Origin of the sequence: Caldimonas manganoxidans ATCC BAA-369 (assembly GCF_000381125.1) — a bacterium.
Classification (GTDB): domain Bacteria; phylum Pseudomonadota; class Gammaproteobacteria; order Burkholderiales; family Burkholderiaceae_C; genus Caldimonas; species Caldimonas manganoxidans.
The window spans coordinates 82,049-102,287 of the sequence record NZ_KB905931.1; the positions used below are offsets into that span (position 1 = coordinate 82,049).

Genomic DNA, 20,239 nt, shown 5'->3' on the forward strand with positions numbered 1-20,239 from the left:
GTGGTTCAGGCACTGGGAGCTTGCACCTTGCGGATCGGGTGCAGGATCATCTGTTCTTGCTGTGAGGGGGCCTGCTCGGCACTGGGCGCCCCGGATGCCGCGCTCCAGCCCGGATCGGGGATGGATTCGAAGACTTCTCGCAGACGCTGGCCCCAAGTGCTGCGGATCATACGGAAATAGCTGTCGTTTTCGTCGATGTGTAGGATACGCGAGGCGTGCAAGGAATCGGCCTCGTAGATCAGCAGGTCCAGCGGCAAGCCCACCGACAGATTGGACTTGAGCGTGGAATCCATCGAGATCAGGGCACACTTGGCGGCCTGTTCCAAGGGGGTGGCCGGGGTGATGACGCGGTCGATGATCGGTTTGCCGTACTTGGACTCGCCGATTTGGAAGTAACACACGCCGTCCAGTCCGGCCTCGACGAAGTTGCCGGCGGCGTACACATTGAACAGGCGCATCGGCTCGCCGCGGATCTGGCCGCCGAAGATGAGGTTGACGTTGAAGTCGATGCCGAAATTCTTCAGCGCATCGGCATCTCGCGCATAGACCTTGCGTACTGCCGCGCCGACGATGCGGGCAGCATCGAACATGCTACGGCAGTTCCAGATCGACACCGGTCCGTCGGGGCTGTCGATGGTTTCGGTGCGCAGCAGCTGTCGCACCGATTGCGTGATCGCCAGATTGCCGGCCGACAGCAGCACCATGGTCCGCTCGCCAGGCTGCTCGTAGACGGTCATCTTGCGGAACGTGGAAATCTGGTCCAGGCCCGCATTGGTGCGCGAGTCGGACAGGAACACCATGCCGGTGTCCAGGCGCATGGCCACGCAGTAGGTCATGGGGATCTGCCTTGCAGGAGTTCTTTCAGACGGTACAGGGCGTCCAGCGCTTGGCGAGGCGACAAGGCGTCTGGCTGGAGCGCCGCCAGCGCTTCTTCGACGGCCGATGGGGCGGCCGCCGGCTCCGGCGGCGCTGGCGGGGGGGCAAACAGGTCGATCTGCGCGTGGCTGTGGCGCTGCTGGGCCTCCAGGGCCTCCAGCGTGGCGCGGGCCTGCCGCAACACGCTGGCCGGCATGCCGGCCAGGCGCGCCACCTGCACGCCGTAGCTGCGGCTGGCCGGTCCAGGCTGGATCTCGTGCAGAAACACGATGTCCTCGCCCGACTCGGCCGCCGACACATGCACGTTCAAGGCCCGTTCGTGCTTCACCGGAAACTCTGTCAGCTCGAAGTAGTGCGTGGCAAAGAGTGTGAACGAGCGATTCTTGTCATGCAAATGGCTGGCGATGCTGCCGGCCAGCGCCAGCCCATCGAAGGTGGAGGTGCCCCGGCCGATCTCGTCCATCAGCACCAGGGAATGCTCGGTGGCACTGTGCAAAATGGCCGCCGCCTCGGTCATTTCGACCATGAAGGTGGACTGGGCATTGGCCAGATCGTCGGCCGCGCCGATGCGGGTGTGGATCGCGTCGATCGGGCCCAGGCGGCAGGAAGCCGCCGGCACGTAAGAGCCCATGGCCGCCAGCAACACGATCAAGGCCACTTGCCGCATGAAGGTGGATTTGCCGCCCATGTTCGGGCCGGTGATGATGAGCATGCGCTTGCGCGCATCGAGCCGGCAGTCATTGGGCATGAAAGGGCCGGCGCCGGTTTCCAGCAAGCGGGCTTCGACCACGGGGTGGCGGCCGCGCTCGATTTCGATGCAAGGTTCGCGCACGAACTCGGGTCGGCACCAATTCAGCGTCATGGCCCGTTCGGCCAGAGCGGCCAGGGCGTCCAGGGCGGCCAGCGAGCGGGCCAGCCGGGTCAGGGCCGGCACATGGACCTGCAGGGCGTCGAGCAGTTGTTCGTACAGCAGCTTCTCACGCGCCATTGCCCGCTCCTGCGCCGACAGGGCCTTGTCTTCGAAGGCTTTGAGTTCGGGCGTGATGTAGCGCTCGGCGTTCTTCAGGGTTTGGCGGCGCTGGTAGTCCGCCGGCACTTTGTCGATCTGGCCTTGGGTGACTTCGATGTAAAAGCCGTGCACCTTGTTGAACTGCACGCGCAAATTGGCGATGCCGGTGCGCTCGCGCTCACGTGCTTCCAGGTCGATCAGGAATGCGTCGCAGTGTTGGCTGATCGCGCGCAGTTCATCCAGCTCGGCATCGAAGCCGGGGGCGATCACACCGCCGTCGCGCAGCCAAACGGCCGGCTCCTCGGCCAAAGCGCGTTGCAGCAAGTCGGCGGCGGCCGGCGCCGGACTCAGGGCTTCGGCCAGCTCGGCCAGCAGCCCCACCGGGGGCTGCGGCAGCGTGGCGCGCAACGCGGGCAAGGCCAGCAGCGTGGCGCGCAGGCCGGCCAGCTCACGCGGGCGCACCTGGCGCAGCGCCAATCGTGCGGTGATGCGCTCGACATCGCTGACCTGCCGCAGCGCCTCGCGCAGCGCCTCGATGCCATGGTCGATGAAGGCGGCGATGGCGGCGTGACGGCGCTCGGCCTGCGTGCGGTCGCGCTGGGGATGGGTGAGCCAGCGCCGCAGCGCTCGGCTGCCCATGCCGGTGCGGCAGGTGTCCAGCAGCGACAGCACGGTGGGGCTGTCCTCGCCACGCAGGGTTTGGGTGAGTTCCAGATTGCGGTGCGTGGCCGGCGGCAGCTCCAGCAGCTCGCTGGCGCGCTCCACGCGCAGCTCGCTGACATGGGCCAGGGCGCGGCCTTGGGTGTGCTCGGCATAGCTGAGCAGGGCGGCTGCGGCCGCATGGGCCACGCGCAGGTCTTGCGCGTTGTAGCCTGCCAGGCTGGCCACTTTGAACTGCTCACACAGCTTGCGCCGACCGAGCGCCGAGTCGAACTGCCAGGCCGGCCGGCGCGTCAGCGCGATGCGCGACTGCAAGACCGCTGGTGGCAGGTCCTCGCCGGTGGCCAGCAGTTCGGCAGCATTCAGCCGTGCCAGCCAGGTGGCCAGCTCGCGGGCCGAGCATTCGGTGAGCCCCAGTTGTCCGTGGGTCAGACCCAGCCAGGCCAAACCGAAAGTGGCGCCTTGACGGTGCAGCGCCAGCAACAGGGTGTCGGCTTTGTCGGCCAGCAGTTCGGTGTCGGTGACGGTGCCCGGGGTGACCACGCGCACCACTTTGCGCTCTACTGGGCCCTTGGCGCTGGCCACGTCGCCCACTTGCTCGGCGATGGCCACGGCTTCGCCCAGTTTGATCAGCTTGGCCAAGTAATTCTCGACCGCATGCACCGGGACGCCGGCCATCACGATGGGTTGACCGGCGCTGTGGCCGCGGGTGGTCAGCGTGATGTCGAGCAGGCGGTTGGCCTTGACCGCATCGTCGAAAAAGAGCTCATAGAAATCGCCCATCCGATAGAAGACGAGCGTTTCGGGAAATTCGGCCTTGATGCGCAGGTACTGCTGCATCATCGGCGTGTGCTGGCTGAAGTCCTGCATCGGCGCGGCGAATTCGGTGGAGGATGGGCGCAGGCGCTGGGGCCCGCCCGGTCACATCGGCGCGTCGTCTTTGCGGGTGGCTTTGGGCTCGGTTTCGTTTTTACGGATGCGTACCGGCCCTTTCTTGGGTTGGGGAGCCGCGATGGCCGCCGCCAAGGCGCTCACCACGGCAGGGGCCTCTGGCGCGGCCGCGGGCGCATCGTCCCCTTGCCCTTTGATCACGCGGGAGTAGGGCGCCAGGATCTGGACCATTTGGCCATAGATGCGTGGCGTGCCGGCCACCACCTCGCGCTGGTGCAGGAAGTCGCTGTCGCCGGTGAAGTTGCCGATCAGACCGCCGGCTTCGGTGACCATGAGGGCGCCGGCGGCCACATCCCAGGGGCTGAGGCCCATCTCGAAGAAGCCGTCGTAGTAGCCCGCGGCCACGTAGCACAGGTCCAGTGCGGCCGCGCCGGGGCGACGCAGACCGGCGCAGGCCTGGCTCATCTCCTCGAACATCTTCAGGTAGCGCTTGAGGTTGTCGCCCTTGCGGAAGGGAAAGCCCGTGCCGATCAAAGCCTCGCTCATGCGCACCCGTTTGGAGACACGGATGCGCTTGTCGTTGAGGTAGGCGCCACGACCTCTGGAGGCATAGAAAAGATCGTTGCGCGTTGGGTCGTAGACGACGGCTTGCTGGATTTGACCGCGCACGGCCAGGGCGATGGACACCGCATAGACCGGAAAGCCGTGAATGAAGTTGGTGGTGCCGTCCAGCGGGTCGATGATCCAGACATGGTCGCTGTCTTTGTTGCCGTGGGCGCGTCCGGATTCCTCGGCCAGGATGCCGTGGTGGGGGTAGGCCGTCAACAAGGTTTCGATGATGGCCTGTTCGCTGGCATGGTCGACCTCGGTGACGAAGTCGTTGGGCGAGGACTTGGCGCTGACGCGCAACAGGTCCAGATCCAGCGAGGCGCGGTTGATGATGGCACCGGCTGCACGGGCGGCCTTGATGGCCGTGTTGAGCATGGGATGGAGCGCTTGGGACATGGGCGGAACCTGTGCGGACGCGAGCAATGAGAGGACTGGCAACGAAAAAGAGCGCCGGCTGGCCTTGGGCAGGACGAATCGCCAAGGCGCAGCACCAAAGATAATGACGATTTTATCCATCCCCGTGTTGCGCCGCCGGTTGGGCGAGCCGTTGCTTCCATGCCCGATGTCACGCGTTTCATCCTCGTTCAGACCAGCCACCCTGGCAACGTGGGCGCCGCCGCCCGAGCGATGAAGGTGATGGGGTTTTCCGAACTGGTGCTGGTGCGCCCACGCCATGCGGATGTGCTGGTGCAGGAGGAGACCATTGCGATGGCCAGTGGCGCGGCCGACATCCTGGCGCGCGCGCGTATCGTCGATTCCTTGGCCGAGGCCTTGGAAGGTGTCACCTTTGCCTGTGCCACGGCGATGATCCCGCGCGATTTCGGCCCACCGACGTATGCGCCGCGAGAGCTGTTGCCCACCTTGGCCGCTGGCGATCATGCCGTGGGCTTGGTGTTTGGCTCGGAGCGCTACGGATTGAGCAACGAGGATGTCTATCGCTGCCATGCGGTGCTGAGCATTCCGACGGCTCCGGGCTACGGCTCGCTCAACCTGGCCCAGGCCGTGCAGCTGTTGGCCTATGAATGGCGTCAGGCGCTGGGCGGCTTCGAAGTGCCGCCACGCGCGGCCGATCGTGCGCGGGCGGACGGTCGTTCCGTGCAAGGCTTGCTGGCACACTGGGAGGAGGCCTTGGTGGCGATTGGCTTTCTCGACCCGTCGGCACCGAAGAAGCTGATGCCTCGGCTGAATCAGATCTTCAACCGCGCCGGCCTTGCGCCCGAGGAAGTGCACATCCTGCGAGGCATTGCCAAGGCCATGCTCGAGCGCGGCCGCTCGTCCCGGTGATCTCGACCCCGTTGTCATCAGGGCCCCGGGCGCCCGGCCGAGCAGCCGGCTGGCCGCATCGGTACACTGAGCCGTGATCGACACCGCACCTGAGACTGAGACACAGCACCTGAACTCAGCGCCTTGGCCACCTCACCATGTTCAAACACCTCCGAGAAGACATCGCCTGCATCCTGGAGCGCGATCCGGCCGCACGGTCGGCCTGGGAGGTGCTCACCTGTTATCCCGGCTTGCATGCGCTGACGCTGCACCGGCTGGCCCATTGGTGCTGGACGCACGGGCTGCGCTGGACGGGGCGTTTTCTATCGCACCTGAACCGTTTTTTCACCGGCATCGAGATCCACCCCGGCGCGCGCATCGGTCGGCGGGTCTTCATCGACCATGGCATGGGCGTGGTGATCGGCGAGACGGCCGAAGTTGGCGATGACTGCACCATCTACCAAGGGGTCACCCTGGGCGGTACGTCCTTGACCAAGGGGGCCAAGCGGCACCCCACCTTGGGGCGCGGTGTCATCGTGGGGGCCAATGCGCAAGTGTTGGGCGGGTTCACCGTCGGCGATGGCGCGCGCATCGGCTCCAATGCGGTGGTGGTCAAAGAGGTGCCGCCCGGGGCCACTGCGGTGGGCAATCCGGCGCGCATCTTGCACAAAGAGGCCGATGCCCAACGAGAAGAGGCGGCCGCCAAAATGGGGTTTTCAGCCTATGGCGTGACGCAGAGCGACGACCCGGTGTCGCAGGCCATCCGGGGCCTGGTGGACAATGCGGCCAGCCACGAGCATCAGATCGCCCTGCTGTGGCAGGCCATCGAGAAGCTGTCCAACAGCCGCCGCTCGGACTGCGTGCCCAGCGATGCCCATACCACCGAGCAGTTCGATGCCGAGTCGCTGAACCAATTGGTCAAGTAGCTCGGGCCGGACGCACGGCGTTCTTCGGCCGGAAGGCTTTGCAGACGGCCTCGTCGGTTTCCAGGTAGGGGCCGCCGAGCAAGTCGATGCAATAAGGCACGGCAGCGAAGATGCCGTGGACCACGGGGCGGCCCTCGGCGTCTTTCAAGCCTTCGAGCGTCTCGGCGATGGACTTGGGCTGGCCAGGCAGGTTGATGATCAAGGTCTGGCGGCGGATGACGGCCACTTGGCGCGACAGAATCGCCGTGGGCACGAAGCGCAGGCTGATCTGCCGCATCTGCTCACCAAACCCCGGCATCTCGCGGTCGGCCACGTCCAGCGTGGCTTCCGGGGTGACATCGCGCGGGGCCGGGCCGGTGCCCCCAGTGGTGAGCACCAGGTCGCAGCCGCGTTCGTCCACCAGCTCGCGCAACGTGGCGGCGATGCCTTCCCGCTCGTCGGGGATGAGCCGGGTTTCCCAAGTGATGGGATTGCGCAAGGCGCGGCTCAGCCATTCCTGCAAGGCCGGGATACCTTGGTCTTCATAGACGCCTCGTGAGGCGCGGTCGCTGATCGAGACCAGGCCGATGCGGACGGGGTCGAAGTTCGAGGGGCTCATGGGTCAGAGATCGTGGTCGCTGCGGGCCGACTCGGTGAGGAGGTGGCCCTTGAGGTACTGGAACAGTTCGCGATAGGCCCGGCCGCTGCGCTGCTCGGGAGTGCTTGCGGCATCCTTGCGGGCGGCGCGGATCAGGCTGCGCAATTGCTGGGCATCGCTGCCGGGGTGAGCGGCCATCCAGCGGGTGAGCGCCTCGTCCTCGGCCAGCAGTTCGGTGCGCCAGCGCTCGGTTTCATGCAGCGCGAGGCTGTCCGTGGCGCGGCCCAGTTTCATCTCGGCCACGGCCTCGCGCACGGGCTCGGGGTCGATCTGGCGCATCAGTTTGCCGATGTATTGCATCTGCCGGCGCCGCCCTTCATGGGAGCGGGTGCGCTTGTATTCCTGCACCGCCTGCCGCAGCGACTCGGGCAAGGCCAGTCGCTCCAAACGGCTGTCGGGCAGCTGGACGAGATCCTCACCCAAGGCCTGCAGCTCGTGCATGAGCTGCTTGAGCCGTGTCTTGCTCGGGCGCTCTTGGGGCTGCGCCGCGTCGGGCTCGTCGAAAGATCGGTGGGATGGCGCAGACATGTGTGAGGCCAAGGGGAAGACAAAAAAACTCGAAGCTGCGGTGCTCGCTATCATAAGCCCGGGTCTTCCCTGTTCATGCGTGCAATCCTTCTGACACATCCTCCATGCTGTCCACCGCTTCATGCTCCGACACGCCCCACAGCGGGTTTGCCTACAGCCGCGACCAGTTCCGCGAACTCGTGGAGACGAGCTTGACGCTGGCGCGCACCTTGGGCGCCAGCGATGCGGCGGTGGAGGTCTCCGAAGGGGTGGGCTTGTCGGTGTCGGTGCGTAAGGGGCAGATCGAGAACGTCGAGCGCAATCGCGACAAGTCGATCGGGGTGACGGTCTATATCGGCCAGCGGCGCGGCAATGCGAGCACCTCGGATTTTTCGCCGGCGGCCATCGAGCAGACGGTGCGGGCGGCCTATGACATCGCCCGCTTCACGGCCGAGGACCCAGCCGCCGGTTTGCCCGACGAGGCGGATTTGGCGCTGGGCGAGGCCGCCGAGCGCGACTTGGATCTGTTCCACCCCTGGGCCCTGGATGCCGCCGCAGCGGCCGAATTGGCCTTGCGCTGTGAAGCGGCGGCCTTTGCCGTGGACAAGCGCATCACCAATTCCGAAGGGGCCGGCGTGTCGGCTCAGCAATCCCATTTCTTTGCGGGCAACACGCGCGGCTTCCGCGGTGGTTATGCCAGTTCGCGGCACTCGCTGTCGGTCGCCCCCATCGCCGGCCGGGGCGCGCACATGCAGCGCGACGCTTGGTACAGCTCGATGCGCGACCCGGCCGACCTGGCCTCGCCCGAGGCGGTTGGGCGTTATGCGGCCGAGCGCGCGTTGTCGCGGCTGCATGCGCGCAAGATTCCCACCTGCGAGTGCCCGGTGCTGTTCGAATCGACGTTGGCCGCCGGGTTGTTGGGCGCATTCGTGCAGGCCACCAGCGGCGGGGCGCTGTACCGCAAGGCATCCTTCCTGGTCGACAGCTTGGGGCAGCAAGTCTTTCCCGAGCATGTGGACATCCATGAAGATCCGCACATTCCCAAAGGCAAAGGCAGCGCTCCTTTCGACGATGAGGGGGTGCTGACCCGGCCGCGCCGTGTGGTCGAAGCCGGCGTGGTGCAAGGCTACTTTCTGTCGAGCTATTCGGCGCGCAAGCTGGGGCTGCGCACCACGGGGCATGCGGGCGGATCGCAGAACCTGCGTTTGAGCAGCCGCCTCACGCAGGCCGACGACGATCTGGAGGCCATGCTGCGCAAGCTGCACCGCGGCCTGTTCGTGATCGAGCTCATGGGGCAGGGCGTGAACTACGTGACCGGCGATTACTCCCGCGGGGCTGCTGGCTTTTGGGTGGAGAACGGCCGCATCGCCTACCCGGTGCAGGAAATCACCATCGCTTCCAATCTGCGCGAGATGTTCCAACGCATCGTCGCCGTGGGAGCCGATGCTTACACGCTGGGATCGAAAACCATCGGCTCGGTCTTGATCGAGCGCATGAAGGTAGCCGGTTCCTGAGACCCAGCTGAAAGCGTGATGACGCTTGAAGCCAGGCTTATCACGAAGTGCTGAGCAAGACCTGAAAAAGCCGTCGGACTCGGTGATTCCTCCAAGCGGAATCACCCTCGAGCGAGGGTCTGCTCATCGTTCCTAGAATCGCCCGGCCTACGGGCTTCATCCATAGCAATACAGGAGCTTTCCATGGAACGTCGTTCCTTCATCCGCACGGCCGGCTTGGCTGGCGTGCTTGCTGCCGGGGCCGCTCCGGCAGTCCATGCCCAACCTGTGGTTCGCTGGCGCTGTGCTTCGAGCTTCCCGAAGACCCTGGACACCATTTACGGCGGGGCCGAGACGTTTGCCAAGAAGGTTCATGACATGTCAGGGGGCAAGTTCCAGGTCTCGGTGCATGCCGGTGGCGAACTGATGCCTCCGTTTGGCATCGTCGACGCGCTGCAAAACGGCACGGTCGAGATGGGGCATACCGTGCCCTACTACTACTTCGGCAAGGATCCGACCTTCGCGATCGGCGCAGCCATCCCCTTCGGCCTGAACTCGCGCCAGATGACCGCCTGGATGTTCGAGGGCAATGGCTTGAAGCTGATGCGTGAGTTCTACGCGCAGTACAACATCATCAACTTCGCCGGCGGCAACACCGGCGCGCAGATGGCCGGCTGGTTCCGCAAGGAGATCAACACGGTCAACGACTACAAGGGCCTGAAGTTCCGCATCGGCGGTTTTTCGGGCGAAGTGATCAAGCGCCTGGGCGGCGTGCCGCAAAACATCCCCGGCGGCGAGATCTATCAGGCGCTGGAGAAGGGCACGATCGACGCGGCCGAGTGGATCGGTCCGTATGACGATCAGAAGCTGGGCTTCAACAAGGTGGCGCCTTTCTACTATTACCCCGGCTGGTGGGAAGGCGGCCCGCAGATCGACTTCTTCATCAACATCAAGGCCTATGAGGCCCTGTCCTCCGAATACAAGGCCATCGTGGAGGCTGCGGCCACTTACGCCCATGTGGAGATGCAGGCCAAGTATGACGCCCGCAACCCCGTGGCCCTCAAGCAGCTCGTGGCGGCCAAAACCCAGCTGAAGGCCTTCCCGAAGCCGGTGATCGATGCCGCCTTCAAGGAAGCCATGGCGCTGTATTCGGAGCTGTCGGCCAAGAACCCGAACTGGAAGAAGGTCTACACGGACTACGCCAACTTCCGTCGCGATCAGAACCTGTGGTTCCGCTTCACCGAGGCCCAGTTCGACCGGTACATGCAATCGGCCAAGCTGTGAGCCTGATCGACCGCGCCTGAGCCCCCGGGTTCGGGATGAAAGCCCCCCTTATGGCGGGGCTTTCTTTTTTGGGGCGCCCCCCGCACCAGCCCTTCGCCCGCGGGTGGGCGACCATGGGCGTTGGCCAGTCCGACCGCGGCGATGGCCATGACGGCGCCAAGCTGAATTGATCCTGACAATGCTGACAGGGCTTGCCCGTACGTGAAGTTGCGCACCGGATAAACCCTGTCAGGAAGCTGAAAGTCGCCACCTAGAATTCGCCCACGTTCGTGGTACCCCACGAGCTTGCTCTCTCGTCTTCTTCTCTCATCGACACAGGAGTGTTTCCATGGAACGTCGTTCCTTCATCCGCACCACGGGCTTGGCCGGTGTGCTGGCTGCGGGGGCCGCGCCGGCCATCGTGCAGGCCCAGGCCAATCTTCGCTGGCGTCTGGCGTCGAGCTTTCCGAAGGCCTTGGACACCATCTACGGTGCGGCCGAATCCTTCGCCAAGAAAGTCAGTGAAATGTCGGGCGGCAAGTTCCAGATCTCGGTTCATGCCGGTGGGGAGTTGATGCCTCCGTTTGGCGTGGTCGACGGGGTGCAGAACGGCACCGTCGAGATGGCCCACACCGCGCCGTATTACTTCTTCGGCAAGGATGAGACGTTTGCGCTGGCCTGCGCCATCCCCTTCGGCTTGAACTCGCGCCAGATGACCGCTTGGATGTACGAGGGCAATGGCTTGAAGCTGATGCGCGAGTTCTACGCCCAGTACAACATCATCAGCTTTCCGATGGGCAATACGGGGGCCCAGATGGGCGGCTGGTTCCGCAAGGAAATCAAGACCGTGGCCGACTACAAGGGGCTGAAGTTCCGTGTCGGTGGTTTCGCCGGCAAGGTGATCGAGCGCCTGGGCGGCGTGCCGCAGAACATCCCTGGCGGAGAAATCTATCAAGCCCTGGAGAAGGGCACGATCGACGCGGCCGAGTGGGTGGGCCCCTACGACGATCAGAAGCTCGGCTTCAACAAGGTGGCCCCCATTTATCACTACCCTGGTTGGTGGGAAGGCGGTCCGCAGCTGGATCTGTACGTCAACACCAAGGCCTATGAAGGGCTGTCGTCCGAGTACAAGGCCATCATCGAGGCCGCAGCCGCCTATGCGCACACCGAGATGCAGGCCAAGTACGACGTGCGCAACCCGATTGCGCTCAAGCAGCTGGTGGCGGCTCGCACCAAGGTGGTGGCGTTCCCGAAGGCGGTGCTGGATGCCGCCTTCAAGGAGGCCATGGCGCTGTATTCGGAGCTGTCGGCCAAGAACCCGAACTGGAAGAAGGTCTACACGGACTACGCCAACTTCCGTCGCGACCAGAACCTGTGGTTCCGCTTCACCGAGGCCCAGTTCGACCGGTACATGCAATCGGCCAAGTTGTAAGGTCCGGTTCGTCGTGCCACCGGGCCAAGACCCCGGTGGCCGAACCGTCACAAACAGTGGCCCGCCCGGCCCTCAGTGGCCCGGCGGGTTTTTCGTTTTGTGTACGGCTTGACGGCGACCCGATCGACCCGCTCGAGCCGGCGTTGCGGCGAAAAAAGCCCTGCGCATCGCGCAGGGCTTCACGGCAGACGGGGCTTGAGCGACGAGTTCAGCGTTCGGGCGGTTGCTGCAACGCGCGCTCCAGCGCACGGGCCGGATCTTCGTCGGCCTGCTCCGTGGCCGGGGTCTGCGCATCGGGTTCGATGTCGGGGTCCAGCGAGGACTCGGGCGCAGGCTCTTCTTCGGCTGAATCCGTGTCGGCATCGGGCTCCACCGGGATTTGCAGTTGTTGCAACACTTCCTCGGTGCTGAGCTTTTCTCCTTGTTGGAGGTTGCCCGTCACCAGCCCAGGGAAGGCAATGATGACGCCGACCATGAACAGCTGGATGCAGATGAAGGCGATGGAGCCCTTGTAGATCTGCGGCGTGCTCACCGCGGGGATGCGCTTGTTCGTGATGCGGTCGAGGTAGTCGGCCTTCGGGGCCACGCTGCGCAGGTAGAACAGTGCAAAGCCAAACGGTGGGGTGAGGAACGAGGTCTGCAGGTTCATCGCGATGATCACGCCGAACCAGATCAGATCGATCCCCATCTTCTCGGCCACCGGCGCGAGGATCGGGATCACGATGAAGGCAATCTCGAAGAAGTCGATGAACATTCCCAGCACGAAGATGAGGAAGTTCACGACGATCAGGAAGCCGAGCTGGCCGCCGGGCAACTTGTCGAACAGGTGCTCCACCCAGAAGTGGCCATCGGCCGCATTGAAGGTGAAGCTGAACACCGTCGAGCCGATCAGGATGAACAGCACGAACACCGACAGCCGGGCCGTGCTGTCCAAGGCCTGCTTGAGCATGGCAAAACTCAGGCGGCGCCGGGACGCAGCCATGATCAAGGCCCCGACGGCTCCCATCGCGCCGCCTTCGGTGGGGGTGGCCACGCCCAGGAAGATGGTGCCCAACACCAGGAAGATCAGCACCAGCGGCGGGATCAGCACGAAGGTGACCTGCTGCGCCAGGCGGGACAGCAGGTTGAGCTTCAGGAACTTGTTGAGCAGGGCCAGCAGCAAGGCCAGCAGGGAGGCCACCGTGGTGGACAGGATGAAGACCTCATCGGTGGGCGCCGTGTCGAAGGGGCGCTCGATCAGCGGATTGATCACCGAGGCGTGAATGCGCGACCAGGCCACGGCCGCGGCAGCGCACACGAGCATCAACACGATCAGCGAGCGGTGGCCGCTGCTGCCGTTGGGCTCACGGTAGATGCGCGCTTCGGGCGGCAAGGCGGGCACCCAGCTCGGACGGAAGATCGCCAGCAGGATCACGAACAGCAGATAGCAACCCACCAGCAGCATCGCTGGCACCAGCGCGCCGGCATACATGTCGCCCACCGAGCGGCCGAGCTGGTCGGCCATCACGATCAGCACCAGCGACGGCGGGATGGCTTGTGCCAGCGTGCCCGAGGCCGTGATGGTGCCGGTGGCGATGGTGCGGTTGTAGCCGTAGCGCAGCATGATGGGCAGCGAGATCAGGCCCATCGAGATCACGGCGGCGGCCACCACGCCGGTGGTGGCTGCCAGCAGAGCGCCCACCAGGATCACGGCGATGGCCAGGCCGCCTCGCACCGGGCCGAACACCTGGCCGACGGTGTCGAGCAGGTCTTCGGCCATGCCCGAGCGTTCCAGGATGATGCCCATCAGCGTGAAGAACGGGATGGCCAGCAGTGTGTCGTTCTGCATGATGCCCAACACCCGCAGCGGCAAGGCTTGGAACAGGTTGGCGCCAAACAGGCCCAACTCCATGCCGATGAAGCCGAACAGCAAGCCAGTGGCTGCCAGGCCGAAGGCCACCGGAATCCCGCACAGCAGGAAGAACAGCAGTCCCGCAAAAAGGATGGGGACGAAATTCTGGGTGAGGAATTCGATCATGACTGGGCTTTGGCGGTGGAATGATCGTGAGCTTGTGCTTCTTGGGCGAGTTCTTCAGCCAGCTGTTCGGCCTCGCTTTTGCGTTCGATGTGGGAGAAGGGCTCGCTGCGATGGCCAGTCAGGAAAGCCACCCGCTTGATGAGTTCGGAGACGGCTTGTGCCAGCAGGATGGCAAAGCCGGTGGGCACCAACAAGTACACCGGCCAGCGCACCAGCCCGCCCGCGTTCTGGGACATCTCCCCACTGTGCCAGGCATTGACGAACAGGGGCCACGACAGCTTGATGAGGATCACGCTGAGCGGGATGATGAACACCACCATCGCAAAGATGTCGATGATGGCATTGGTGCGCTTGGACAAGCGCGAGGAGATGAAATCGATGCGTACATGGGCATTGTGCAAAAGCACATAGCCCACGCCCAGCATGAACACCGCGGCGAAGAGATACCACTGGATCTCCAGCCAAGCGTTGGAGCTGGTGCTGAGAACCTTGCGCACGATGGCATTGGTCGCGCTGATGAGCACGGATGCCAAGACCAGCCACATGATGACGCGACCGATCTGTTCGTTGATCCAGTCGATCGCTCTGGACAAGCTGAGCAGGGTGTTCACGGGGTCTCCAAGAACGTGGAACTGCATGGGCCCACCACACCGGGCGGACCTGCGCAGGGCAGGTCGTTCCAGGACGCAGCAGGCCGAGGATGGCACGGGAGGAAGGCCAGGTCGCGCCGTTCACAGTTTGGCAAGGCCCTGGCCCTGTGTGCCGCCGCGCACTGTAAGGAGCATGAACTGAATATCGCCTGAACACTGAGCGTGTTTGCGCGAATCCTAGGGAAGACCCCTAGGCGGCAGCAGCCCGCCAGCCCCGAGGGCGGCGAGCCGGGGCGGGGCGAGGAATGTGAGGATCAGTCCGCAGCCGTGGCGGCTTGGTACAGCCGGGCGCTGCGTGCGCCGGATCGACAGAACATCAGCACCGGCCGCGGCAGCGTGGCCAGCACCTGGGCGGCTTGAGCGATTTGCTCGGGGGTTTGGCCGGTGGAGGGGACGGGAAGATAGACGTACTGCAAACCGGCGGCCCGCGCTGCGGCTTCGATTTGGGCGCTGGTGGGCTGTTCGGGACCGCCTTCGAAATCGGGGCGGTTGTTGATCACGCTCTTGAAGCCGGCGGCGGCAGCCTCGGCCATGGCCGAGGGCTCCAGCTGCGGGGCGACGCACACGTCGGGAGCGATGCTTTGGGTGGGCAGCGACATGGGAACAGACTCCTGGGACGAGGATTCAGCGGCTGAGGGCTTGCTTGACGACGGCAGACACCACGCTCATGTCTGCCCGGCCGGCCAAGGCCGCCTTGGCTGCGGCCATGACCTTGCCCATGTCGCCTGGACCGCTGGCCCCCACTTCGGCCACGATGCGCGCGACTTCCGCGGCGATGTCCTCGGGGCTCAAGCGCTGGGGCAGATAGGCCTCCAGCACGGCGATCTCGGCATTTTCTTTGTCGGCCAAGTCGGTGCGCCCGGCCTGGGCATATTGCGCCGCGGCGTCTTTGCGCTGCTTGATCAGCTTGTCGACGATGCCGATGACGCCGGCGTCATCCAGGGTGATGCGCTCGTCGACTTCTTTTTGCTTCATCGCTGCCAGCAGCATGCGAATGGTCGACAGGCGCTCACTGTCCTTGGCGCGCATGGCGGCCTTCATGTCGTCGGAGATGCGGTCCTTCAGGCTCATGGGAGTGTGGATGGATGCAAGAGGGAAGTATGCCGCGATCGGCCCAGAAAGCACAAAGCCCGCCGGGCGTCCCCAGGCGGGCTCGGGAGAAGCCGGACGGCGCGGGGCGCGGCCGTTGCCGGAATTCAATAAAGCTTCTTGGGCAGCTGCATGCTGCGAACGCGCTTGAAATGGCGCTTGATGGCCGCTGCTTTCTTGCGCTTGCGCTCGGCCGTGGGCTTCTCGTAAAACTCGCGGGCACGCAGCTCGGTCAGCAGGCCCAGCTTTTCGATGGTGCGCTTGAAGCGGCGCAGGGCCACGTCGAACGGCTCGTTTTCTTTGACGCGAATGGTAGTCATTGAGAATGAGGATCCTTGAATCTCTTGGCGCCTTGCCCAGCGGGCTCGATCAGTCTTTTCGATCAACCCCTTGGGCTCCCTGGTGTACGGCCAAGGCCGAAGACGCACGGTTTGCCAGCAAAGACTGAAATTATAACCTTCTGAATGGGCTTTGCAAAGGAGGCGTGCGCCGGCCGTGCCTGGCCTGCGGGCTGCCACCGGCCTCATGCCATGGCGGCGGCCACGGCGCGTGCGCAAGCTGCCGCGCTGGACCAAGCCCACTGAAAGTTGAATCCGCCGAGCCAGCCGGTCACATCCACCACCTCGCCGATGAAGTGCAGGCCGGGCACGCGGCGGCTTTCCAGGCTTTGGGAACTGAGGTCACGGGTGTCCACGCCGCCGGCGGTGACTTCGGCTTTGCGATAGCCCTCGGTGCCGCTGGGCAGGACGTGCCAAGCCTGTAGCCGTTGCGCCACGGCATCGAGGTCGCGGTCGCGGGTGTCGGCCAGCGCTCGGCTGCCGTCCAAGCCCAGGGCTTGGAGCCAGACGTCGGCCAGGCGTTGGGGCAGGTGCTCGGCCAGCGCGGTGGCCAGCTGCCGGCGCGAGCCGGGTTTGGCCTGACGCAAGGTGTGCCCCACATCCAGACCCGGGCACAGGTCGATCGTGAGCGAGTGGCCGGGCCTCCAGTAGCTGGAGATTTGCAAGACGGCCGGGCCGCTGAGGCCGCGATGGGTGAAGAGCAGGTCCTCCTCGAAGTGACCTTGCGCGCGGCCTGTCCCACAGCGAATGCTCACCGGCAAGGCCACGCCGGCAAGGGCGGCAAATGGCGCCCAGTCGGCGCTATCGAAGGTGAGCGGCACCAACGCGGGTCGGGGCTCGACGATGCGGTGGCCGAATTGACGGGCCAGTCGGTAGCCGAAGTCGCTGGCGCCGATCTTGGGAATGGACAGCCCCCCGGTGGCCACCACCAGCCGAGCGCTGCGCACGGGGCCGTGCTCGGTGTCGCATTCGAAGCCGGCGCTGCCATGGCGCACCGCCAGGACTCGGCACGGTTGCCAGCGCGTCACGCCGCCGGCCGCACATTCGCGCAACAGCAGGCGGATGATGTCTTCGGAAGATTCGTCGCAGAAGAGCTGACCCTTGTGCTTTTCGTGCCAGCCGATGCGATGACGCCGTAGCAGCGCGAGGAAGTCTTGCGGTGTGTAGCGGGCCAGGGCCGAGCGGCAGAAGTGCGGGTTGTCGGACAGGAAATTGGCCGGCCCGGCATCGCGGTTGGTGAAGTTGCAACGACCGCCGCCCGAGATGCGGATCTTCTCGGCCACTTTGGCAGCGTGATCGATCACGAGCACCCGCAAGCCGGCCTGCCCAGCCAGGCCGGCACAAAACAGACCGGCCGCGCCCGCGCCGATCACCACCACGTCATAGGTTTGCACGGGGCGCAGTGTAGGGCCTGTGGCATCGAGGCTCGGGACGGCTGGCGGTGACCAGGGCCAGGGCCTTGATTGCTTGCGCGTCGATGTCGGCGGTGATGCGTGACAGCGCATGGGCCACCACGGCGAACTCGCGGCCATGAACCCCTGCGCGGGCGGCCATCACCTGCGCGTTGAAGCTGACGATCTTGGCCTCGCGGGCCACGGTCTGGATGGAGGTCACGATGTCGGTGAGCTCGCGCATGATGGCTTCGGCCTTCTGACGGGCCAGGCGGTCGAAGACCGAAGTGGCCTCGTTCAACGCTTCCAGCACCGGATCCATCTGCTCGAGCACAGGGCGCAAGACGTCTTGGCAGTGCGGGTCTTGGCGCTCGATGGTTCGCAGCGTGGCTTGCATGGTCTGCACGAAGGCGGCAATGCGAGGGGCCACGCCTTGCGGGCCGTGGTAGAGGGCTTGGATTTGCTGCGCGGCCTGCGGCGGCAGTTCGCCTGCGCAGCTCTCGAGTCGGCGCTGGCTGTCGGTGAACAGGGTCAAGGTCTGCCAGGCTGCGGCCAGTTGCTCGGGGTCGCCTCGGCAGGCGCGCAAGGTTTGCAAGACCATGCGCTGCGACAGCATGCGTTGGCGCGCGGCGAGGTTCAGCAAGGACATGCCGCCTTCGGCGGCGGTAGACGGTGCGGGTGCAGCAGGCAGCGGGGTCGAAATGTCGGGCATGGGCGGCCATGGGGGTCGGATCGCTGAGCGAAGGCATGCAAATGGTGGGCCACCATGGCCAGCCCTAGAATCGAGCGGGATCGGCAGTTCGTCCCGGGAGACTGGTATGCGTCTGGAAGTGTGGTGGGCCTATTTCTTCGCTTGTTGGGCGATCGCCTTGTCGCCAGGCTCGGGGGCGGTGTTGTCGATGAGCCATGGGCTGTCGTATGGCGTGCGGGCTGCCAGCGTGACCATTGCCGGTTTGCAAGTGGGCTTGGTGCTGGTGCTGTTGATCGCCGGGGCGGGCTTGGGCGCGTTGCTGCTGGCTTCCGAGACGGCATTTGCCGTGGTCAAATGGGCCGGCGCGGCGTATCTGGTGTGGTTGGGCTTGCAGCAGTGGCGCGCGGGGGTGTCGATCACGAACGCGGCGCAGCGCTTGCCACCGCTGTCGGCGCGGCGGCGGTTCCTGTCCGGGCTCATGACCAATGCGACCAACCCCAAGGGCATCGTCTTCATGGTGGCCGTGCTGCCGCAGTTCATCGATCCAGGGCGGCCGTTGGGGATGCAGTTGCTGATCTTGGCGCTGACGATGTGCACGGTGGATGTGATCGTGATGCACGGTTATGCAGCATTGGCTGCTCGATTGCAGGGCCTGCTGCGCACACCGGGGGCCATGCGCTGGCTCAATCGGACCTTGGGCGGCGTCTTGATGGGCATGGGCGCGGCGCTGGCCGCATTCAAGCGGCAGCCGCTGTGACGCCGAGGTCTTTGCCTTGGGGCAGGGCGGCCAAGCCCTGCAATACGTCGCCCACGATGATGATGGCCGGGCTGCCCAGGCTTTCGCGTTGCATGGTGGCCGCCAGAGCGTCCAGCGTGGTGAGGGCATGACGTTGTTGGGGCAAGGTGGCATGCTGCACCACGGCCACCGGGGTGTCGCGGCGCAGGTGGGCGCGCAAGCCATCGGCGAGCTGTCGATGCCGGGCCACCCCCATGTAGATCACCAGGGTGAAGCCTTGGGCGGCGGTGGCGGCAAGCTGGGCCCAATCGAGCTCGGACTGCCCGTCTCCGGCATGACCGGTGACGAAAATCACCCCGTGTGCTCGTTGGCGGTGGGTCAGCGGCACGCCCAGGGCCGTGCAGGCGGCCAGGCCGGCGGTGATGCCGTTGATCACCTCCACACGCAATCCGGCGGCGCGCAAGTGTTCGGCTTCTTCGCCGCCGCGGCCAAACACGAAGGGATCGCCGCCTTTGAGCCGCACCACCCGTTCGCCGCGGCGGGCTTCGGTGATCATCATGCGCTCGATGAAGTCTTGGGGCGTGGAGCGGCAGCCGCCGCGCTTGCCCACCGGCACGATGCGCGCCGTGCGCCGCGCGTAGCGCAGCACCCCATCGCCGACCAGGTCATCGACCAGGAGCACGGTGGCGCGCCGGATGGCTCGCACGGCCTTGAGGGTGAGCAAGTCCGGGTCGCCTGGGCCGGCACCGACGAGGGTGACCAGCGGAGGCTGGGCGGGGCTGAGCAGGTCAGGCCGTCGGGGCATGAGCGGGGGTCCTGGTGTCCGGGATCGAGGCGGCGGCATGCAAAAGGCATTCCAGCTGCTGCTGCAGGGGCGCGGGCACGGCTTGCTCGCCCCGCATCACGGCCTCGATGTAGCTGGCGGTGGTGGCCGCATCGCATCGTGGCGGCAGTGACGGCAGATCGGTCAGCACGCCTTCGCGAGCCGCAACGCCCAGCTCAGGGCGGAGTTGGCCGGCGATGAAAATGTCCATGCGTGGTGTGCGGCGCGGATCGGCATAAGGTTCGCCTTCGGTGCCGCGCAACAGCATCGCATGGGCTTCGGTGGTTTGCAGGAACTGGGTCAGCAGGCGTCCATACTCGGGGTGGGTGTAGTTGACGATGCGCAGACCCGCCCCGGGGTCGAGCAGTTTGGCCACGGTGTGACCGGGGTTGCGCAGGCCGATGACCCAGCGCACCTCGAGCAGTCGCGCCAGAGGCGGGCACAGTCGTTCGGTGCGGATATAGGCCGGCTCGCCGCGGCTCCAGCGTTGTTGGAGCTCGCTGGGCGCCTCGGCCGGCGCCAAGCCGAGGTGGCCGAACACCTCGGCGGTGGTGACGCGGTTGGGGTCGTCGGGCATGCCGTGCACGAGGACTGCCACGCCGGCGCGCGCCAGCATCAGCGCCAGCAGGGCCGTGAGGTTGGGCAGCTTGCGCGCGCCGTTGTAGGACGGCAGCACGACCAAAGGGCGTCCGGCTGCGATGGGCAGGCAGCGCTCGCGCGTGGCCTGCAAGAAGCCGGCCAATTCGTCGACGGACTCTCCTTTGATGCGCATCGCAATGGCGAAGGCGCCGAGTTCGAGATCGCTGATGCGACCATCGAGCACCTGGCACATCAGATCGTAGGCTTGCTCACGGCTGAGGGAGCGAGCGCCTTCCTTGCCGCGGCCGATTTCTTTGATGTAGGGGGCGATGCTCATGGGGCGTGCAGGGATGGTGCGT

General features: G+C 65.4%; 20 protein-coding genes. 6 read left to right on the forward strand and 14 right to left on the reverse strand.

What is annotated here, in order from left to right:
• Positions 1–5 precede the first annotated feature (5 nt).
• The 3 genes from F615_RS0102430 to F615_RS0102440 are packed head-to-tail and all read right to left on the reverse strand — an operon-like array spanning position 6 to position 4,441.
• Entirely contained in the window at positions 6–836 is an 831-nt protein-coding gene (locus tag F615_RS0102430) for a proteasome-type protease (RefSeq protein ID WP_019559582.1), read from the reverse strand.
• Positions 833–3,415, reverse strand: coding sequence for a DNA mismatch repair protein MutS (mutS, locus tag F615_RS0102435; RefSeq protein WP_019559583.1), 2,583 nt, complete (start codon positions 3,413–3,415; stop codon positions 833–835). The genes F615_RS0102430 and mutS overlap by 4 nt, the downstream gene beginning before the upstream one ends.
• 51 nt (positions 3,416–3,466) lie before the next feature.
• Positions 3,467–4,441 carry an inositol monophosphatase family protein gene (locus F615_RS0102440; RefSeq protein WP_019559584.1) on the reverse strand — a complete coding sequence of 325 codons (975 nt, stop codon included), beginning with the start codon at positions 4,439–4,441 and terminating at the stop codon, positions 3,467–3,469.
• A gap of 159 nt (positions 4,442–4,600) precedes the next feature.
• Between F615_RS0102440 and F615_RS0102445 the strand changes: the two genes are divergently transcribed.
• Together F615_RS0102445 and cysE are read left to right on the forward strand one after the other, a co-directional pair.
• The gene (locus tag F615_RS0102445) at positions 4,601–5,329 is read left to right on the forward strand and encodes an RNA methyltransferase (protein ID WP_019559585.1); all 729 of its coding nucleotides are present in this window, start codon (positions 4,601–4,603) and stop codon (positions 5,327–5,329) included.
• A 137-nt stretch (positions 5,330–5,466) separates the two neighbouring features.
• Positions 5,467–6,234: a serine O-acetyltransferase gene (gene cysE / locus F615_RS0102450; RefSeq protein ID WP_019559586.1), complete on the forward strand. Its 768-nt coding sequence runs from the start codon at positions 5,467–5,469 to the stop codon at positions 6,232–6,234.
• On the opposite strand, the gene mog is transcribed toward cysE, so the two are convergent.
• Together mog and yjgA are read right to left on the reverse strand one after the other, a co-directional pair.
• Positions 6,227–6,832 (reverse strand): molybdopterin adenylyltransferase, encoded by a 606-nt coding sequence (mog, locus tag F615_RS0102455; RefSeq protein ID WP_019559587.1) that lies wholly within the window; start codon positions 6,830–6,832, stop codon positions 6,227–6,229. The two genes, cysE and mog, sit on opposite strands and share 8 nt — an antisense overlap.
• Positions 6,833–6,835: 3 nt before the next feature.
• Positions 6,836–7,399: a ribosome biogenesis factor YjgA gene (gene yjgA / locus F615_RS0102460; RefSeq protein WP_019559588.1), complete on the reverse strand. Its 564-nt coding sequence runs from the start codon at positions 7,397–7,399 to the stop codon at positions 6,836–6,838.
• Between the two features lie 104 nt (positions 7,400–7,503).
• Between yjgA and pmbA the strand changes: the two genes are divergently transcribed.
• The 3 genes from pmbA (at position 7,504) to F615_RS0102480 (ending at position 11,566) form a co-directional block, all read left to right on the forward strand.
• The gene (gene pmbA / locus F615_RS0102465; RefSeq protein ID WP_019559589.1) at positions 7,504–8,892 is read left to right on the forward strand and encodes a metalloprotease PmbA; all 1,389 of its coding nucleotides are present in this window, start codon (positions 7,504–7,506) and stop codon (positions 8,890–8,892) included.
• A 183-nt stretch (positions 8,893–9,075) separates the two neighbouring features.
• Positions 9,076–10,155 carry a TRAP transporter substrate-binding protein gene (locus tag F615_RS0102470; protein ID WP_019559590.1) on the forward strand — a complete coding sequence of 360 codons (1,080 nt, stop codon included), beginning with the start codon at positions 9,076–9,078 and terminating at the stop codon, positions 10,153–10,155.
• A 328-nt stretch (positions 10,156–10,483) separates the two neighbouring features.
• Positions 10,484–11,566 carry a TRAP transporter substrate-binding protein gene (locus tag F615_RS0102480; RefSeq protein ID WP_019559592.1) on the forward strand — a complete coding sequence of 361 codons (1,083 nt, stop codon included), beginning with the start codon at positions 10,484–10,486 and terminating at the stop codon, positions 11,564–11,566.
• A gap of 208 nt (positions 11,567–11,774) precedes the next feature.
• Here the strand turns inward: F615_RS0102480 and F615_RS0102485 are convergent, their stop codons facing one another.
• From F615_RS0102485 to F615_RS0102515, 7 genes are all read right to left on the reverse strand, one after another.
• The gene (locus F615_RS0102485) at positions 11,775–13,583 is read right to left on the reverse strand and encodes a TRAP transporter large permease (protein ID WP_019559593.1); all 1,809 of its coding nucleotides are present in this window, start codon (positions 13,581–13,583) and stop codon (positions 11,775–11,777) included.
• The gene (locus F615_RS0102490) at positions 13,580–14,194 is read right to left on the reverse strand and encodes a TRAP transporter small permease subunit (RefSeq protein ID WP_019559594.1); all 615 of its coding nucleotides are present in this window, start codon (positions 14,192–14,194) and stop codon (positions 13,580–13,582) included. The genes F615_RS0102485 and F615_RS0102490 overlap by 4 nt, the downstream gene beginning before the upstream one ends.
• A 293-nt stretch (positions 14,195–14,487) precedes the next feature.
• Positions 14,488–14,832, reverse strand: a complete 345-nt coding sequence (locus F615_RS0102495; protein ID WP_019559595.1) for a protein tyrosine phosphatase family protein — start codon at positions 14,830–14,832, stop codon at positions 14,488–14,490.
• Positions 14,833–14,857: 25 nt separating this feature from the next.
• Complete coding sequence (locus F615_RS0102500; RefSeq protein ID WP_019559596.1) at positions 14,858–15,304, reverse strand: GatB/YqeY domain-containing protein; 447 nt, start codon at positions 15,302–15,304, stop codon at positions 14,858–14,860.
• A 125-nt stretch (positions 15,305–15,429) separates the two neighbouring features.
• Entirely contained in the window at positions 15,430–15,642 is a 213-nt protein-coding gene (gene rpsU / locus F615_RS0102505; RefSeq protein WP_019559597.1) for a 30S ribosomal protein S21, read from the reverse strand.
• Between the two features lie 203 nt (positions 15,643–15,845).
• Positions 15,846–17,054: a BaiN/RdsA family NAD(P)/FAD-dependent oxidoreductase gene (locus tag F615_RS0102510; protein ID WP_019559598.1), complete on the reverse strand. Its 1,209-nt coding sequence runs from the start codon at positions 17,052–17,054 to the stop codon at positions 15,846–15,848.
• On the reverse strand, positions 17,041–17,763 hold the full coding sequence (locus tag F615_RS0102515) for a methyl-accepting chemotaxis protein (RefSeq protein ID WP_051090170.1): 723 nt from the start codon (positions 17,761–17,763) through the stop codon (positions 17,041–17,043). Before F615_RS0102515 ends, F615_RS0102510 begins: the two co-directional genes overlap by 14 nt.
• Before the next feature lie 106 nt (positions 17,764–17,869).
• Between F615_RS0102515 and rhtB the strand changes: the two genes are divergently transcribed.
• Complete coding sequence (gene rhtB / locus F615_RS0102520; protein ID WP_019559600.1) at positions 17,870–18,499, forward strand: homoserine/homoserine lactone efflux protein; 630 nt, start codon at positions 17,870–17,872, stop codon at positions 18,497–18,499.
• Here the strand turns inward: rhtB and cobA are convergent.
• Positions 18,480–19,283 carry a uroporphyrinogen-III C-methyltransferase gene (cobA, locus tag F615_RS0102525; RefSeq protein ID WP_019559601.1) on the reverse strand — a complete coding sequence of 268 codons (804 nt, stop codon included), beginning with the start codon at positions 19,281–19,283 and terminating at the stop codon, positions 18,480–18,482. The two genes, rhtB and cobA, sit on opposite strands and share 20 nt — an antisense overlap.
• Positions 19,267–20,217, reverse strand: coding sequence for a DNA-binding protein YbiB (gene ybiB / locus F615_RS0102530; RefSeq protein ID WP_019559602.1), 951 nt, complete (start codon positions 20,215–20,217; stop codon positions 19,267–19,269). Before ybiB ends, cobA begins: the two co-directional genes overlap by 17 nt.
• Positions 20,218–20,239: the final 22 nt, after the last annotated feature.

What these genes read in the sequence shown, in the direction of transcription:
- F615_RS0102445 (WP_019559585.1), top strand. Translation starts at nt 4,601, where the DNA reads ATGCCCGATGTCACGCGTTTCATCCTCGTTCAGACCAGCCACCCTGGC.
- F615_RS0102485 (WP_019559593.1), bottom strand. Translation starts at nt 13,583, where the DNA reads ATGATCGAATTCCTCACCCAGAATTTCGTCCCCATCCTTTTTGCGGGA.
- cobA (WP_019559601.1), bottom strand. Translation starts at nt 19,283, where the DNA reads ATGCCCCGACGGCCTGACCTGCTCAGCCCCGCCCAGCCTCCGCTGGTC.
- rpsU (WP_019559597.1), bottom strand. Translation starts at nt 15,642, where the DNA reads ATGACTACCATTCGCGTCAAAGAAAACGAGCCGTTCGACGTGGCCCTG.
- F615_RS0102470 (WP_019559590.1), top strand. Translation starts at nt 9,076, where the DNA reads ATGGAACGTCGTTCCTTCATCCGCACGGCCGGCTTGGCTGGCGTGCTT.
- F615_RS0102515 (WP_051090170.1), bottom strand. Translation starts at nt 17,763, where the DNA reads ATGCCCGACATTTCGACCCCGCTGCCTGCTGCACCCGCACCGTCTACC.
- yjgA (WP_019559588.1), bottom strand. Translation starts at nt 7,399, where the DNA reads ATGTCTGCGCCATCCCACCGATCTTTCGACGAGCCCGACGCGGCGCAG.
- F615_RS0102495 (WP_019559595.1), bottom strand. Translation starts at nt 14,832, where the DNA reads ATGTCGCTGCCCACCCAAAGCATCGCTCCCGACGTGTGCGTCGCCCCG.
- pmbA (WP_019559589.1), top strand. Translation starts at nt 7,504, where the DNA reads ATGCTGTCCACCGCTTCATGCTCCGACACGCCCCACAGCGGGTTTGCC.
- ybiB (WP_019559602.1), bottom strand. Translation starts at nt 20,217, where the DNA reads ATGAGCATCGCCCCCTACATCAAAGAAATCGGCCGCGGCAAGGAAGGC.
- mutS (WP_019559583.1), bottom strand. Translation starts at nt 3,415, where the DNA reads ATGCAGGACTTCAGCCAGCACACGCCGATGATGCAGCAGTACCTGCGC.
- F615_RS0102480 (WP_019559592.1), top strand. Translation starts at nt 10,484, where the DNA reads ATGGAACGTCGTTCCTTCATCCGCACCACGGGCTTGGCCGGTGTGCTG.
- rhtB (WP_019559600.1), top strand. Translation starts at nt 17,870, where the DNA reads ATGCGTCTGGAAGTGTGGTGGGCCTATTTCTTCGCTTGTTGGGCGATC.
- mog (WP_019559587.1), bottom strand. Translation starts at nt 6,832, where the DNA reads ATGAGCCCCTCGAACTTCGACCCCGTCCGCATCGGCCTGGTCTCGATC.
- F615_RS0102440 (WP_019559584.1), bottom strand. Translation starts at nt 4,441, where the DNA reads ATGTCCCAAGCGCTCCATCCCATGCTCAACACGGCCATCAAGGCCGCC.
- F615_RS0102430 (WP_019559582.1), bottom strand. Translation starts at nt 836, where the DNA reads ATGACCTACTGCGTGGCCATGCGCCTGGACACCGGCATGGTGTTCCTG.
- F615_RS0102500 (WP_019559596.1), bottom strand. Translation starts at nt 15,304, where the DNA reads ATGAGCCTGAAGGACCGCATCTCCGACGACATGAAGGCCGCCATGCGC.
- cysE (WP_019559586.1), top strand. Translation starts at nt 5,467, where the DNA reads ATGTTCAAACACCTCCGAGAAGACATCGCCTGCATCCTGGAGCGCGAT.